Below are 14,909 nucleotides of genomic sequence, written 5' to 3'. Positions count from 1 at the left end.
ATGGCACGTATTGTATTTATGGGAACCCCTGATTTCTCAGTACCTGTGCTGCAAACGCTCATAACAGAAGGATATGAAGTCGTAGGGGTCGTCACACAGCCAGATCGCCCGAAAGGCAGAAAACGAGTGCTCACGCCGCCTCCTGTGAAAGTAGAAGCCCTAAAACATGGCATTCCAGTTTTACAGCCTGAAAAGGTGCGTCTTGATGAAGAAATCGATAAAGTGCTTGCGCTAAAGCCTGATTTAATCGTAACGGCAGCATTCGGACAAATTCTGCCAAAAAGATTACTGGATGAGCCTGAATTTGGCTGTATCAACGTTCATGCCTCTCTTTTGCCAGAGCTAAGAGGCGGTGCACCGATCCATTATGCGATCCTGCAAGGCAAAAAGAAAACAGGCGTCACGATCATGTATATGGTTGAAAAGCTTGATGCAGGTGACATGATTAGCAAAGTAGAAGTAGAAATTGATGAATTAGACAATGTGGGAACACTGCATGATAAATTAAGTGTCGCTGGTGCGGCCTTATTAAAAGACACGATTCCAAATATATTAAGCCGGTCCATCTCGCCAATCCCGCAAAATGAAGAGGCAGCAACCTATGCACCAAATATTAAGCGGGAGCAGGAAAGACTAGACTGGACAAAACCAGGAGAAGTGCTTTACAACCAAGTTCGCGGCTTAAATCCATGGCCAGTTGCCTATACTGAATGGAACGGCGCCAATTTAAAGGTGTGGGAAGCGAAAAAAGTTTCGCTCCAAACTAAGGAAGAACCTGGAAAGGTGATTGAGCTGCAAAAAGAAGGGCCAGTCATTGGAACGGGGAATGAGCAAGGCCTTTTATTAACGAGTGTACAGCCCGCTGGAAAGAAAAAAATGAGCGGTGAAGACTTCTTAAGAGGCGCAAATATCGAAATTGGACAGAAATTAGGGTTATTAAATGAAGAAAAGTAATGTGAGAGAAGTAGCGCTGGACGCTTTAATTAAACTTGAACAAAATCAAGCCTACAGTAACTTGCTTTTGCAGTCAGTGATGAAAGAGCAAGAACTTTCGGATCAGGACAAACCGCTGTTAACAGAGCTTGTATACGGTACACTGCAAAATAAGCTGGCACTTGATTACATGCTCACGCCTTTTGTGAAAAAACCGCAAAAAGTGGCTCCGTGGGTGATGCAGCTTTTGCGTATGTCTCTGTATCAAATGGTTTACCTTGAAAAAATTCCAGATCGTGCGGCCATCCATGAAGCAGTCGAGCTCACGAAAAAGCGCGGACATAAAGGCATTTCGTCACTTGTCAACGGTGTTCTTCGTTCTGTACAAAGAGAGGGAGTCCCATCATTTGATGCCATCAAAGATCCGGTCAAGCGGCTATCGGTGGAGACAAGCCACCCATTATGGCTCATTCAGGAATGGGTTGAGGCGTACGGATTTGAAGCAGCAGAAAGCATGTGCCGCATTCATTTAGTACCGCCAAAGCAAACCCTTCGTGTCAATCGAATGAAGACGGACCGCGCGGCATTACAGCAAGAACTAATGGATGCAGGAATTGAAACAGAGCTTGGCGACTTATCTGAGGATGCACTTAAGCTCATGAAAGGCTCTATCGTAGCCACTCCTTTCTTTCAAGAGGGCTTTGTGACGATTCAAGATGAAAGCTCCATGCTTGTTGCAAGAGCGCTTGACCCGCAGCCGGGAGAAATGGTGTTCGATGCCTGTGCGGCTCCTGGCGGAAAATCAACACATATCGCAGAGCGAATGAACGATGAGGGGAAAATTGTGTCGCTTGATTTACATGAACACAAAGTAAAACTAATCAAACAAGCAGCAAAGCGCCTGAACTTAACTAAAATTGAGGCAAAAGCGCTCGATGCAAGAAAAGCATCAGATGCTTATAGTGAAGCTTCGTTTGACCGCATTCTCATTGATGCACCGTGTTCAGGATTTGGCGTCATCAGACGAAAACCAGATATGAAATATACAAAGTCTCCAGAAGACGCAGCAAGACTTGCAGCGATTCAGCAAGCCATCCTGCATGAAACAGCTCCGCTTTTAAAGCCGGGCGGAACCCTTGTATACAGTACATGTACAATGGATCCAATAGAAAATCAACAAGTGATTCATGCGTTTTTACAAGAACACCAAGACTTCGAACCCGATCTATCTCTTAATGAACGGCTGCCTGAGCAGGTTGCTCCGTTTGTTCAAAATGGAAGTGTGCAAATCCTTCCTCATTATTTCGGAACAGATGGTTTCTTTATTTGCAGCATGAGAAAGAAGGGATAAAAAATGACAGAACAAAAACGAAAAGTAAGAAAAGAACTGAAAACAGACATGCCGTCGATCTATTCATTTGAGCTTCACGAAATCAAAGAATGGTTAAAAGAACAAGGCGAAAAGCCTTTCCGTGCAACGCAAATTTTTGAGTGGCTTTATGAAAAACGTGTCACATCCTTTGACGAAATGTCTAACCTCTCAAAGGAGTTAAGAGAAAAACTAAAGGAACAATTTGCGATCACAACATTAAAAACAGTGATTAAACAAACATCTCAAGATGGAACGATCAAGTTTTTATTTGAATTACATGATGGCTATACAATCGAAACAGTGCTGATGCGTCACGAGTACGGCAACTCTGTCTGCGTGACAACACAGGTTGGCTGTAGAATTGGCTGTACATTCTGTGCATCTACACTTGGCGGTTTGAAACGAAACCTTGAGGCAGGAGAAATCGTTGCCCAAGTACTGAAAGTGCAGCAGGCGCTTGATGAAACAGATGAACGCGTCAGCTCTGTTGTGATCATGGGAATTGGTGAACCATTTGATAACTTTGAAGAAATGCTTGCCTTCCTTAAAATCATTAACCATGACAATGGCTTAAATATTGGCGCACGTCATATTACGGTTTCAACGAGCGGGATCATTCCAAAGATTTATCAATTTGCTGATGAGCAAATGCAGATTAACTTTGCTGTCTCTCTGCACGCACCAAATACAGAGATTAGAAGTCGCCTCATGCCAATCAATAAGGCATATAAGCTACCAAAATTAATGGAAGCCATTGAATACTACATTCAAAAAACAGGCAGACGTGTGAGTTTTGAATACGGCCTGTTTGGCGGAGTCAATGATCAAGTTCATCACGCAGAAGAACTGGCTGATTTATTAAAAGGAATCAAATGCCACGTAAACCTCATCCCGGTGAACTATGTACCGGAGAGAGATTATGTAAGAACACCGAGAGAACAAATCTTCCTATTTGAAAAAACGCTGAAAGAACGAGGCGTAAACGTAACGATTAGACGAGAGCAAGGCCATGACATTGATGCTGCTTGCGGTCAGCTAAGAGCGAAGGAGCGTCAGGAAGAGACGAGGTGACGAATGTTGATAAGGTCAGCCTTTCAAACCGATACAGGAAAAGTCCGTCAGCATAATGAAGATGATGCAGGTATTTTTGAAGCAAAAGAAGACGCAATTCTAGCTGTTGTAGCAGATGGAATGGGAGGTCATCTTGCTGGTGATGTAGCCAGCAAGATGGCAGTTTCTTCTTTAAAAGAATACTGGGAGGAAACATCTTCAATTCCAAGTAATCCAGCCGATCAAGAAAGCTGGTTAATCTCAAAAGTGAGCGACATTAATGACCAAATATATGAACATGCAAGAAACAATAAGGAATGCCAAGGAATGGGGACGACCATTGTTTGTGCGCTCGTTCATTTGCAAACGGTCACAATCGTCCATATTGGTGACAGCCGCTGTTACTTACTAAGAGATGGAGCACTGACCCAATTAACGGATGATCACTCACTTGTCAATGAGCTTGTGAAAACAGGCGAGATCTCAAAAGCGGATGCAGAATATCACCCAAGAAAAAATGTGCTCACCAAAGCTTTAGGAACGGATAAACACGTTCAAATCGATGCACGAACTTTTGAAATTGATCCAGGAGATCAAATTTTGCTTTGCTCAGATGGGTTATCCAATAAAGTAGAAGAAGAGAACCTAATTCAGATTTTAACGCAAACAACCGCACCAGACGAAAAAGTAACAGAGTTAGTTCAAACAGCGAATGACAACGGCGGTGAAGATAACATTACAGCAGTACTGTTAGAAATCTCCTCCCAAACAGAGGAGGGTGACAGCACGTGTTGATCGGAAAAAGGATCAGCGGCCGTTATCAGATTCTTCGCGTCATAGGCGGAGGCGGAATGGCAAACGTTTATTTGGCGGAGGATATGATTTTAGATCGCGAAGTGGCGATTAAAATTTTGCGGTTTGACTTTGCAAGCGATGATGATTTTATTAGACGTTTCAGGAGAGAAGCGCAATCAGCCGCAAGCTTAGACCACCCAAATATTGTCAGCATCTACGATGTCGGAGAAGAAGATGACATTTATTATATTGTCATGGAGTATGTCGAGGGGATGACGCTGAAAGAATACATACACGCCAATGGCCCGCTTCATCCAAAAGAAGCCGTTCGCATCATGGAGCAAGTCGTGGCTGCGATGGAAGAAGCCCATGCGAAACAGCTCGTCCACCGGGACATTAAGCCTCACAATATATTAATAGACAACATGGGGAATATCAAAGTCACTGATTTTGGCATTGCCATGGCACTCAGCTCAGCGACCATTACCCATACCAATTCTGTTCTTGGCTCTGTTCATTATTTATCTCCAGAGCAAGCACGCGGAGGTCTTGCGACGAAAAAATCAGACATCTATTCACTTGGTATTGTGCTCTATGAGCTCATCTCAGGACGCATGCCATTTGAAGGAGAATCTGCTGTCAGTGTCGCACTGAAGCATTTGCAGTCAGAACCGCCTTCTGTGAGAAGATGGAACCCTTCTGTTCCACAAAGCGTGGAGAACATCATTTTAAAGGCGATGGCAAAAGATCCATTTTATCGATATGAAGATGCATCTGAAATGCAAAAGGATTTAAAAACGGCTTTTGACCCTGCAAGACTAAAAGAAAAACGCTTTGTGATTGAAGAAGATCATGAAGCAACAAAAGCCATTCCCATTATGAAAGATCATCAAGTTGATCAAGATCATGAAAAAACAGCCGTTCATCCAGTTCAAAAGCCGAAGAAAAAAGAAAAACAAAAACCGAAGAAAAAACGAAAAAAATGGCCGTGGATCATGGCGTCGATCTTCTTTATTTTGACGACCGCGACGATTTTAGCGATCACTGTATTTCCGGGATTCCTTTTTCCAAAAGATATAGAGGTCACCGATGTGTCTGGCATGACAGTTGAAAAAGCAGAAGATACCTTAAAAAAAGCCGGATTTACTGTCGCAGCTGATCCTATTGAGATCGCTGACAATGAAATTGAAAAAGGACTTGTCGTCAAAACGGATCCGAACATCGGAACAAAAGTAAAAGAAGGAACAGAAATTCAGCTTTACGAAAGTACAGGTAAAGAAAAAACCGAATTACCTGATGTCACAGGTGAAAAGGTCGAGAAAGCAAAAGAAATATTAGAGAAAAAAGGGTTTAAACAGGTCGTCGTGGAGGAAGTGAATGATAATGACACCGAATCAGGGATCGTCATGGAACAGCAGCCTTCCGCCAGCACAGAGCTTGTCGCCGCAGATGAGGAAGTCACTTTAACCGTGAGTTTAGGTCCTGCCGATATTACCTTACGTGATTTAACAACGTATAGTAAGCAGGCAGCATCGAATTATTTAGAGGACAATGGACTCAAGCTTGATGAAAAAGAAGCGTATTCTGATGATGTGCCAAAAGGCGAGGTCGTGAAGCAGGAACCAGAAGCGGGGACAGCTGTCAAACCAGGCGATACGGTCAAAATTACGTTCTCTCTTGGACCAAAAGCAAAACCGGCTAAAACGGTGACTGAAAAGATTTCGATCCCGTATGAACCAGAAACGGAAGGACAGGAGATGAATGTCCAAATTTCCATTGATGATGCAGAACATAGCATTTCTGATTTATATGAAACCTTTAAAATCACTGCGCCAACTGAGCGAACGATTAAATTTAAGATTGAACCAGGTCAAAAAGGATATTATCAGGTGACGGTGGACGATAAAGTGGTGAGCTCCAAAACGATCGAATACCCTGATGATGAATAAAGGAGGGACTTTATGCCTGAGGGCAAAATTATTAAAGCATTAAGCGGATTTTATTATGTGCTGGATGAGTCTGAAGAAAGTGGAAAAGTGATTCAGTGCAGAGCAAGAGGCATTTTTCGTAAAAACAAAATAACACCTCTTGTTGGAGATTATGTCGTCTATCAAGCAGACAACGATAAGGAAGGCTACTTATTAGAAGTAAAAGAGCGGACAAATGAACTTGTTCGGCCGCCCATCAGTAACGTTGATCAAGCGGTGCTTGTTTTCTCAGCGGCAGAGCCTACCTTTAGCACATCGCTTTTAGACAGATTCCTCGTGCTTGTTGAAGCCAATCATATCAAGCCGTTGATCTGTATCACAAAAATCGATCTGCTGAAAACAGAGCAAGAGCGTGAGGCCATTCAAGCATATGCAGAAGACTATCGACAAATTGGATATGATGTTCATTTAACATCCACGATTGAGAAGGATGGAATTGAACAGCTGACCCCGCACTTTTACAATAAAATCACCGTATTTGCAGGTCAGTCCGGTGTAGGTAAATCCTCTCTTTTAAATGCGATGAGCCCTGATTTGGCGCTGAAAACAAATGATATTTCCTCCCATCTTGGCAGGGGAAAACATACAACAAGACATGTGGAACTCATACGAACGGCTGAAGGGCTCATTGCAGATACACCTGGCTTCAGCTCACTTGAATTTACAGGCATCGAAGCGGAGGATTTAGGGCTCTATTTCTTAGAAATCAGAGAGAGAAGCGCAGATTGTAAGTTTAGAGGCTGTTTGCACGTGAAAGAGCCTGGCTGTGCGGTAAAAGATGCTGTAGAGCATGAGCAGATCAGAGAGTATCGCTATCAGCATTATTTAGAATTTTTAGCTGAAATCAAAGACAGAAAGCCGAGGTACTAAATCATGGTTTATATTGCCCCTTCCATTTTATCAGCAGATTTTGCTCATTTGGAGAAAGATATCCGTGATGTGGAACAAGGCGGAGCGGATTATATTCATATTGATGTGATGGATGGTCATTTCGTACCGAATATCACATTTGGACCAAATGTAGTGGAAGCGATCAGACCGCATACAAAGCTGCCACTCGATGTCCATTTAATGATTGAACAGCCAGATGAGTATATCCCTGCATTTGCAAAAGCAGGCGCTGACATCATCTCTGTTCATGTCGAGGCGTGTCCGCACTTGCACCGCACGATACAGCACATCAAAGAGCAAGGTGTAAAAGCAGGGGTCGTCTTAAACCCGCATACACCTGTTTCTCAAATTGAGCATGTATTAGAGGATGTGGATCTAGTATTATTCATGACGGTGAACCCTGGTTTTGGCGGACAGGCGTTTATTCCATCCGTCCTCGAGAAGGTAAAAGAAGTAAAGGCACTTAGTGAACAAAAGGGCTTAACCGATTTACTCATTGAAATAGACGGCGGTGTCAACGTGGAAACAGCAAGAAGCTGCAAGGATGCAGGTGCTAATTTACTCGTCGCCGGCTCAGCGGTATACGGAAAAGACAACCGCGCAGCAGCCATTCAGGCGATTCGAGAAGCGTAAGGAAAGGAACCAAAGTTATTGTGAGCTTTGGTTCTTTTTTCAATGGAGAGGAGCGTAATCATGCACATACATATCGTCGCCGGCGGTCCTTTTGAATACATCCCGCCGCTTACTCATGAAGCATCTCGTGAAGACATTCTCTGGGTCGGTGTAGACCGTGGGACTCTTTTCTTACTAGCAGAGGGCATTGTTCCTGAAAGAGCATTTGGTGATTTTGATAGTGTGACAGAAGAAGAGCTTCATGAGCTAAAAAAGACATTGCCTGCGCTGAATGTTTTTCAGGCAGAGAAAGATGAAACTGATTTAGAGCTTGCGCTTAACTGGGCACTTCGTCAGAACCCATCGCATATTCAAATCTACGGAATCACAGGCGGCAGAGCGGATCATTTTCTGGGAAATATCCATCTCCTTTACAAAGGCATTCAGCACAAACAGAGCATCACACTCGTAGACAAACAAAATATCATTCAAATGTTTGGCCCTGGTACATACGCAATCAAACAAGACTTAGGTAAAAAATATGTGTCGTTTCTGCCCTTCGGTACATCGGTTGAAAAGCTGACATTAAAAGGTTTCAAATATCCTCTGAAAAATTGTCATATTGAGCCAGGTTCCACACTATGTATTAGTAACGAACTCATCCACTCAAATGGTACTTTTTCTTTTCATGAAGGCATATTAATAATGGTAAGAAGCAAAGATTGACCAACCTATCAATGTGGATGGCTGATTAAGCTCAATTGTGCTGCAAGCGGTACTTTTAGGAGGGGGACAAAATGAAATTTTATACAATCAAACTGCCTAGATTTCTTGGCGGCATTGTCCGTGCGATGCTTGGTTCATTTAAGAAAGATTAATGAGTAATCTCCTTTATTTCCACATAAAAACGCCTGCTACATTTAACTGTAGCAGGCGTTTACTCTTGCTTATACACGCTCAACTTTACCAGATTTCAAAGCTCGAGCTGATACATATACTCTTTTAGGCTTACCGTCCACTAGAATACGAACTTTTTGAAGGTTCGCGCCCCATGTACGTTTTGTAGAGTTCATTGCGTGAGAACGGTTGTTCCCAGCTTTTGTTTTTCTGCCTGTAATAACGCATTTACGTGCCATTTGTTTCCCTCCTAACTGCGAAAACATCATCATATTCTTCATATACGTACTTAGAGATGCCTCAAGATACTTTAATAATTTACCACAGCTTCAAGGGGTTTGCAAGGATTGTTTCCACCTCTTTCAAGAAAAATACCTTGACATCTTGATAAAAAATCAAGGCTATAGTATAAGTAGGATTGGGTCGGATTGAATGATTTCTTTTAAAAAGAAGGGTCTTATAGTAAAATAGTGATAACTCAGGGCAATTTCTCAAAAAGGGGGAACCAATGTGTCCATTGAACTTAGAACGAAATACGGACAAATTGATATATCAAATGAAGTCATTGCAATGGTGGCAGGAGGCGCTGCGATCGATTGCTATGGTATTGTTGGCATGGCGTCCAAAAATCAAATAAAGGACGGCTTGACGGATATTCTCCGCAAAGAGAACTTCAGCCGGGGTGTTCTTGTGCGTCAAAAAGAAGACCGCATTCATATTGATATGTACATCATCGTCAGCTACGGTACAAAAATATCAGAAGTCGCACATAATGTTCAAACGAAAGTCAAATATACGATTCATCACACAATTGGACTTTCAGTTGACTCAGTCAACATTTACGTACAAGGAGTAAAAGTTACGAATCCGTAGTAAGGAGGAAATATATTGTCTATTAGAAATCTTGATGGCCGCTCATTTGCAAAAATGATTCTTGCAGGTGCACACCATCTTTCTCAAAACGCACAAATTGTTGATGCGTTAAATGTTTTTCCAGTGCCAGACGGAGACACGGGGACAAATATGAATTTGTCGATGACTTCAGGGGCAAAAGCAGTTGAAGAAACAAATACCGATCACATTGGTAAGGTCGGGGTGGCTCTCTCAAAAGGGCTATTGATGGGCGCAAGAGGAAACTCAGGTGTCATCCTGTCTCAGCTCTTCAGAGGGTTCAGTAAAAATATAGAGCACAAAGAAACGATTGACGCCAAAGAATTTGCCCTTGCCTTGCAGGCGGGTGTTGATACAGCATATAAAGCCGTCATGAAACCGATTGAAGGCACCATCTTAACGGTTGCAAAAGACGCAGCAAAGAAAGCGGTTGCTGTTTCAGCGGCAGAAGATCAAATTGATCGTGTTCTTGAATTAACGATTGAGGAAGCAAGAGCATCACTTGACCGCACACCAGATCTCCTTCCAGTATTAAAAGAAGTCGGTGTTGTAGATAGCGGCGGTAAAGGGCTTCTTTGTGTATATGAAGGTTTTCTTGCTTCTTTAAGAGGAGAGGATCTTCCTCCTAAAACAGCCTCTTTGCCAACATTAAAAGAACTTGTGAGTGCAGAGCATCATAAAAGTGCACAAAGCCATATGAACACAGAAGATATAGAATTTGGCTATTGTACAGAATTTATGGTGAAATTTGAAGAAGATAAACAGTCCTTTGAAGAAAATGCCTTTAGAGAAGAATTAAGCGAATTCGGAGATTCACTTCTTGTGGTATCTGATGATACGCTAGCGAAGGTTCATATTCATGCAGAGCACCCAGGAGAAGTCTTATCATATGCACAGCGCTACGGCAGCTTGATCAATATGAAAATAGAAAACATGAGAGAGCAGCATAGCTCGATCGTCAATGAAGAAAAAGATCACTCGACTGCTGCACCAAAAGCACCTGCTGCTAAAAAACAGCGTTTTGGGGTAGTGAGTGTTGCAATGGGAGAAGGAATTGCGGACTTGTTTAAAAGTATCGGGGCTTCCGTCGTGATTGAAGGCGGGCAGACGATGAATCCGAGCACAGAAGACATTGTCAAAGCAATTGATAGCATTCATGCCGAAACCGTCTTTATCTTACCTAATAATTCTAATATTGTCATGGCAGCTAAACAGGCGGCAACTGTCTCAAGTCGTGAGGTCGTTGTTATTCCGACGAAGACTGTTCCTCAAGGGATGTCGGCACTTCTTTCTCTAAATGAAACAGCTTCAAATGAAGACAATGAAGCAGCGATGCTAGAAGCGATTGATCATGTGAAAAGCGGCCAAATTACCTTTGCAGTGAGAGATACCCAAATTGATGGAATCGACATTGCTAAAGGCGATTATATGGGTCTATACAATGGAAAAATCACCTTAACAGCTAAAAATCAATTAGATGCTGCAAAAGAGCTTTTGAACCAAATGGTGACAGAAGATGATGAGATTGTCACCATCATTAAAGGCGAAGATGCAACATCTGATGAGATGGAAGCGTTAGAAGCATATATTGAAAAAACATTTGAAGATGTAGAAGTTGAAGTCCACGATGGGAAACAGCCGCTTTATTCATATATTTTGGCTGTTGAATAAAGAAAGAAGGGCACATAAAGCCCTTCTTCTTCTTTTGCAATTTTTTACTAGGCGTTCATTGCTGAAATGAGTTGCGGGAATCGAATGAATCCATTAGTCTAAAGGAAGAAACAAACCACTACGCAAGCGGTTATGAGAGGGGAAGACCTATGAAATTTAGAAGTGTGTTTGATATTATTGGACCCGTCATGATTGGTCCATCAAGTTCGCACACAGCGGGTGCGGCTCGTATAGGAAGAGTGGCACGCAGTTTATTCGGAAGAGAACCGAAACGAATTGTCGTTTCATTTTATGGCTCTTTTAAAGATACGTATAAAGGACACGGTACAGATGTAGCCATTATTGGCGGTGTTCTTGACTTTGATACATTTGATGAACGAATCAAAACAGCGATCGATATTGCCAAAAGCAAAGGCATCGAGATTGAATTTATAGAAGAAGACGCCGTACCAGCGCATCCGAATACAGCAAAAGTAGACATCTCAGATGCGAATGGAAAGCTTGAATTAATTGGGATTTCCATTGGCGGAGGTAAAATCGAAATCACAGAATTAAATGGCTTCGAGCTTAGACTTTCAGGTAATCACCCAGCCATTCTTGTCGTTCATAACGATCGCTACGGGACGATTGCGGCAGTTGCCAATGTGTTAGCGAAATTTGCGATCAACATCGGTCATATGGAAGTGGCGCGCAAAGAGGTTGGGCAAGAGGCACTGATGACCATTGAAGTGGATCAAAATATTGATCCGGCGGTTCTATCAGAGCTGGAGACGCTACCTAACATTATTCAAGTGACACAAATTGCAGAGTAACAACAAGGAGGTTATGTAGGATGTTTAAAAACGTCAAAGAACTCGTGCAGCTTACAGAAGAACGGAATACCTCCATTTCAGAAATCATGATTACACAAGAAATGGAAGTGACAGGGAAGTCACGCGAAGACATTTTCTCGCAAATGTACCGCAACCTAGAAGTGATGGAGCAGGCTGTTGAAAACGGACTAAAAGGTGTGAAATCATTATCAGGTTTAACTGGCGGAGATGCGGTGAAACTTCAAGCATATATCGCATCAGGCAAAACATTGTCTGGTCATACGATTTTAGATGCTGTCAGTAAGGCAGTTGCAACAAACGAAGTCAATGCAGCAATGGGAACCATCTGTGCAACGCCTACAGCAGGCTCAGCAGGTGTTGTGCCAGGTACGCTCTTTGCGGTGAAAGAAACATTAAAGCCAACGAAAGAACAAATGGTCAGATTCCTGTTTACATCCGGCGCATTTGGTTTTGTTGTGGCCAATAACGCAAGTATCTCTGGTGCAGCAGGCGGCTGTCAGGCAGAGGTAGGCTCAGCATCAGGTATGGCAGCAGCCGCCATTGTAGAAATGGCAGGCGGCACGCCGCAGCAATCGGCTGAAGCAATGGCCATTACACTGAAGAACATGCTTGGACTTGTTTGTGATCCAGTAGCAGGACTTGTCGAAGTGCCATGTGTGAAACGAAACGCAATGGGTGCTTCAAATGCAATGATTGCAGCAGATATGGCACTTGCCGGCATTACAAGCCGTATCCCATGTGATGAGGTCATTGATGCCATGTATAAAATTGGTCAGACGATGCCAACAGCTCTTCGTGAGACAGCGCAAGGCGGACTCGCTGCAACACCGACAGCAAGAGAGCTTGAAAAGAAGATTTTCGGAGGTGTGACCTCATCTCGTGATACAGAAACTGCAAGATAGTGTCTCAGTCCTAAAGGGAATTGGAGCCGAAACAGAAAAAACACTAAATGAACTTGGAATCCATACAGTAGCCGATTTGCTCGGCTACTTTCCTTATCGATATGATGATTATGAGCTTCGCAACTTAGAAGAAGTAAGGCATGACGAACGTGTCACAGTGGAAGGAAAAGTGCACAGTGAGCCCGTTCTCACCTATTATGGAAAAAAAAGAAGCAGGCTGACGTTCAGGCTGCTTGTCGGGCGTTTTCTCATTACAGCTATTTGCTTCAATCGCCCGTATTTAAAACGAAGTCTTGTTTTAGGTGATACGGTATCTGTCACAGGGAAATGGGATAAAAACCGTCAATCTATCATGGTGCAGGAATTTAAAAAAGGAACGCACGAACAAGATGGCAGTATTGAGCCTGTCTATTCGGTCAAAGAAAATGTGACAGTGAAGATGATGAGACGTTTTGTGAAGCAAGCCTTATCGCTTTATGCAGATCAAGCGGAAGATCCATTGCCAAAGCAGCTCGTCGCTGCTTATAAACTCATGTCGTATCAAGAAGCGCTAAAGGCCATTCATCTCCCAGAAACAAGAGATTCGCTCAAGCAAGCAAGGCGCCGTTTCGTGTACGAGGAGTTTCTGATGTTTCAGCTGAAGATGCAGGCGATCAGAAAAAAAGAACGAGAAAAAACATCAGGCATCCAGCATCCATTTTCAAAAGAAGCTGTCTTTGAGTTTGTTCACAGTCTGCCGTTCCCGCTGACAAAAGCGCAATCAAGAGTGCTTGATGAAATCATGTCTGATATGGCGTCCCCGTACCGGATGAACCGGCTGCTTCAAGGAGATGTTGGATCAGGGAAAACAGCCGTTGCGGCCATTGCGCTTTATGCCGCTCATTTATCCGGCTTTCAAGGTGCACTGATGGTGCCAACCGAGATTTTGGCAGAACAGCACGCAGATTCACTTTACCAGCTGTTTGAAAAATGGGGATTGAATATTGCGCTGCTCACTAGCTCTGTGAAAGGTAAGCGCCGCAGAGAACTGCTGGAACGTTTGAAAGAGGGCGAAATTGATCTATTGGTCGGTACGCATGCCCTCATCCAAGACGAAGTGGAATTTAAGCAGCTTGGTCTTGTCATTACAGATGAACAGCACAGATTCGGCGTGGAACAACGGAAAAAATTGAGAAGTAAAGGACAGGACCCAGACGTTTTATTTATGACCGCAACACCTATCCCAAGAACCCTTGCGATTACGGTCTTTGGAGAAATGGATGTATCCGTCATTGATGAATTGCCAGCCGGCCGAAAGCAAATTGAAACGTATTGGGTGAAGCATGACATGCTTGAAAGGATTCTTGCTTTTGTGGATAAAGAGCTGAGAAAAGGCAGACAAGCATACATTATTTGTCCGCTCATAGAAGAATCAGACAAACTGGATGTGCAAAATGCAATTGATGTTCATAGCATGCTGACGGAGGCGTATCGCGGTAAGTGGTCGATTGGTTTAATGCACGGGAAACTGGCGAGCGATGAAAAAGATCAGGTGATGAGAGCGTTCACCGCAAATGAAGTCCAAATCCTCGTTTCAACCACGGTTGTTGAAGTCGGGGTCAACGTGCCGAACGCCACCATCATGGTCATATATGATGCGGACCGCTTTGGACTGTCACAGCTTCATCAGCTAAGAGGACGGGTCGGACGCGGAGAGCATCAATCATTTTGTATCTTAATGGCAGATCCGAAATCAGAGACGGGTAAAGAGCGGATGCGGATCATGTCTGAAACGACCGATGGCTTTGAACTGTCAGAAAAAGACTTGGAACTAAGGGGACCAGGCGACTTCTTTGGCAAGAAACAAAGCGGGATGCCTGAATTTAAAGTGGCAGATATGGTTCATGACTATAGAGCGCTTGAAACCGCTAGAAAAGATGCGGCAGAGCTCGTGCAGTCTGACGCCTTTTGGACAGAGCCTGAATACAAAGAACTTCGTCAAACACTCGTAGACAGCGGTGTGCTTGGCGGAGATAAATTGAGCTGATCAAGTGCTGGAGGAATTTTCTTGTCTTTTTGAAACAAGGATTGATTT

General features: G+C 43.3%; 15 protein-coding genes. 14 read left to right on the top strand and 1 reads right to left on the bottom strand.

Translation table 11 applies throughout. From position 1 onward, the window contains the following. The 9 genes from fmt (at position 1) to spoVM (ending at position 8,519) form a co-directional block, all read left to right on the top strand. Positions 1 to 954 (top strand): methionyl-tRNA formyltransferase, encoded by a 954-nt coding sequence (fmt, locus tag BA1_RS00525; protein ID WP_008354564.1) that lies wholly within the window; start codon positions 1 to 3, stop codon positions 952 to 954. After that, complete coding sequence (rsmB, locus tag BA1_RS00520) at positions 941 to 2,284, top strand: 16S rRNA (cytosine(967)-C(5))-methyltransferase RsmB (RefSeq protein ID WP_008354562.1); 1,344 nt, start codon at positions 941 to 943, stop codon at positions 2,282 to 2,284. The genes fmt and rsmB overlap by 14 nt, the downstream gene beginning before the upstream one ends. 3 nt (positions 2,285 to 2,287) lie before the next feature. Then, positions 2,288 to 3,376 carry a dual-specificity RNA methyltransferase RlmN gene (rlmN, locus tag BA1_RS00515; protein WP_008354560.1) on the top strand — a complete coding sequence of 363 codons (1,089 nt, stop codon included), beginning with the start codon at positions 2,288 to 2,290 and terminating at the stop codon, positions 3,374 to 3,376. Between the two features lie 3 nt (positions 3,377 to 3,379). Then, entirely contained in the window at positions 3,380 to 4,150 is a 771-nt protein-coding gene (locus tag BA1_RS00510) for a Stp1/IreP family PP2C-type Ser/Thr phosphatase (protein ID WP_008354559.1), read from the top strand. Beyond that, positions 4,144 to 6,099 carry a Stk1 family PASTA domain-containing Ser/Thr kinase gene (gene pknB / locus BA1_RS00505; protein ID WP_008354557.1) on the top strand — a complete coding sequence of 652 codons (1,956 nt, stop codon included), beginning with the start codon at positions 4,144 to 4,146 and terminating at the stop codon, positions 6,097 to 6,099. Before BA1_RS00510 ends, pknB begins: the two co-directional genes overlap by 7 nt. Positions 6,100 to 6,111: 12 nt before the next feature. Then, entirely contained in the window at positions 6,112 to 7,008 is an 897-nt protein-coding gene (rsgA, locus tag BA1_RS00500) for a ribosome small subunit-dependent GTPase A (RefSeq protein ID WP_008354556.1), read from the top strand. Positions 7,009 to 7,011: 3 nt separating this feature from the next. Next, complete coding sequence (gene rpe / locus BA1_RS00495) at positions 7,012 to 7,662, top strand: ribulose-phosphate 3-epimerase (protein ID WP_008354554.1); 651 nt, start codon at positions 7,012 to 7,014, stop codon at positions 7,660 to 7,662. Between the two features lie 60 nt (positions 7,663 to 7,722). Then, positions 7,723 to 8,367, top strand: a complete 645-nt coding sequence (locus tag BA1_RS00490) for a thiamine diphosphokinase (RefSeq protein ID WP_008354552.1) — start codon at positions 7,723 to 7,725, stop codon at positions 8,365 to 8,367. 71 nt (positions 8,368 to 8,438) lie between these two features. After that, positions 8,439 to 8,519 carry a stage V sporulation protein SpoVM gene (gene spoVM / locus BA1_RS00485; protein ID WP_008354550.1) on the top strand — a complete coding sequence of 27 codons (81 nt, stop codon included), beginning with the start codon at positions 8,439 to 8,441 and terminating at the stop codon, positions 8,517 to 8,519. A 69-nt stretch (positions 8,520 to 8,588) separates the two neighbouring features. On the opposite strand, the gene rpmB is transcribed toward spoVM, so the two are convergent. Further along, a complete protein-coding gene (gene rpmB / locus BA1_RS00480) occupies positions 8,589 to 8,777 on the bottom strand; it encodes a 50S ribosomal protein L28 (protein WP_003212514.1) in 189 nt (62 codons plus the stop codon). A 271-nt stretch (positions 8,778 to 9,048) separates the two neighbouring features. On the opposite strand from rpmB, the gene BA1_RS00475 reads away from it, so the two are divergent. From BA1_RS00475 to recG, 5 genes are all read left to right on the top strand, one after another. Further along, entirely contained in the window at positions 9,049 to 9,411 is a 363-nt protein-coding gene (locus BA1_RS00475) for an Asp23/Gls24 family envelope stress response protein (RefSeq protein ID WP_008344871.1), read from the top strand. Positions 9,412 to 9,426: 15 nt separating this feature from the next. Next, the gene (locus BA1_RS00470; RefSeq protein ID WP_008354548.1) at positions 9,427 to 11,100 is read left to right on the top strand and encodes a DAK2 domain-containing protein; all 1,674 of its coding nucleotides are present in this window, start codon (positions 9,427 to 9,429) and stop codon (positions 11,098 to 11,100) included. A gap of 149 nt (positions 11,101 to 11,249) precedes the next feature. Beyond that, entirely contained in the window at positions 11,250 to 11,912 is a 663-nt protein-coding gene (gene sdaAB / locus BA1_RS00465; RefSeq protein ID WP_008354546.1) for an L-serine ammonia-lyase, iron-sulfur-dependent subunit beta, read from the top strand. A gap of 20 nt (positions 11,913 to 11,932) precedes the next feature. Further along, positions 11,933 to 12,835 carry an L-serine ammonia-lyase, iron-sulfur-dependent, subunit alpha gene (gene sdaAA / locus BA1_RS00460; RefSeq protein WP_008354543.1) on the top strand — a complete coding sequence of 301 codons (903 nt, stop codon included), beginning with the start codon at positions 11,933 to 11,935 and terminating at the stop codon, positions 12,833 to 12,835. Continuing rightward, complete coding sequence (recG, locus tag BA1_RS00455; protein WP_008354541.1) at positions 12,813 to 14,861, top strand: ATP-dependent DNA helicase RecG; 2,049 nt, start codon at positions 12,813 to 12,815, stop codon at positions 14,859 to 14,861. The genes sdaAA and recG overlap by 23 nt, the downstream gene beginning before the upstream one ends. Positions 14,862 to 14,909 lie beyond the last annotated feature (48 nt).

This window comes from Bacillus xiamenensis (genome assembly GCF_000300535.1).
GTDB classification, from domain to species: Bacteria; Bacillota; Bacilli; order Bacillales; family Bacillaceae; genus Bacillus; species Bacillus xiamenensis.
Note: the sequence above shows the minus strand (reverse complement) of the source record. Positions and strands in the feature narration are given on the sequence as shown.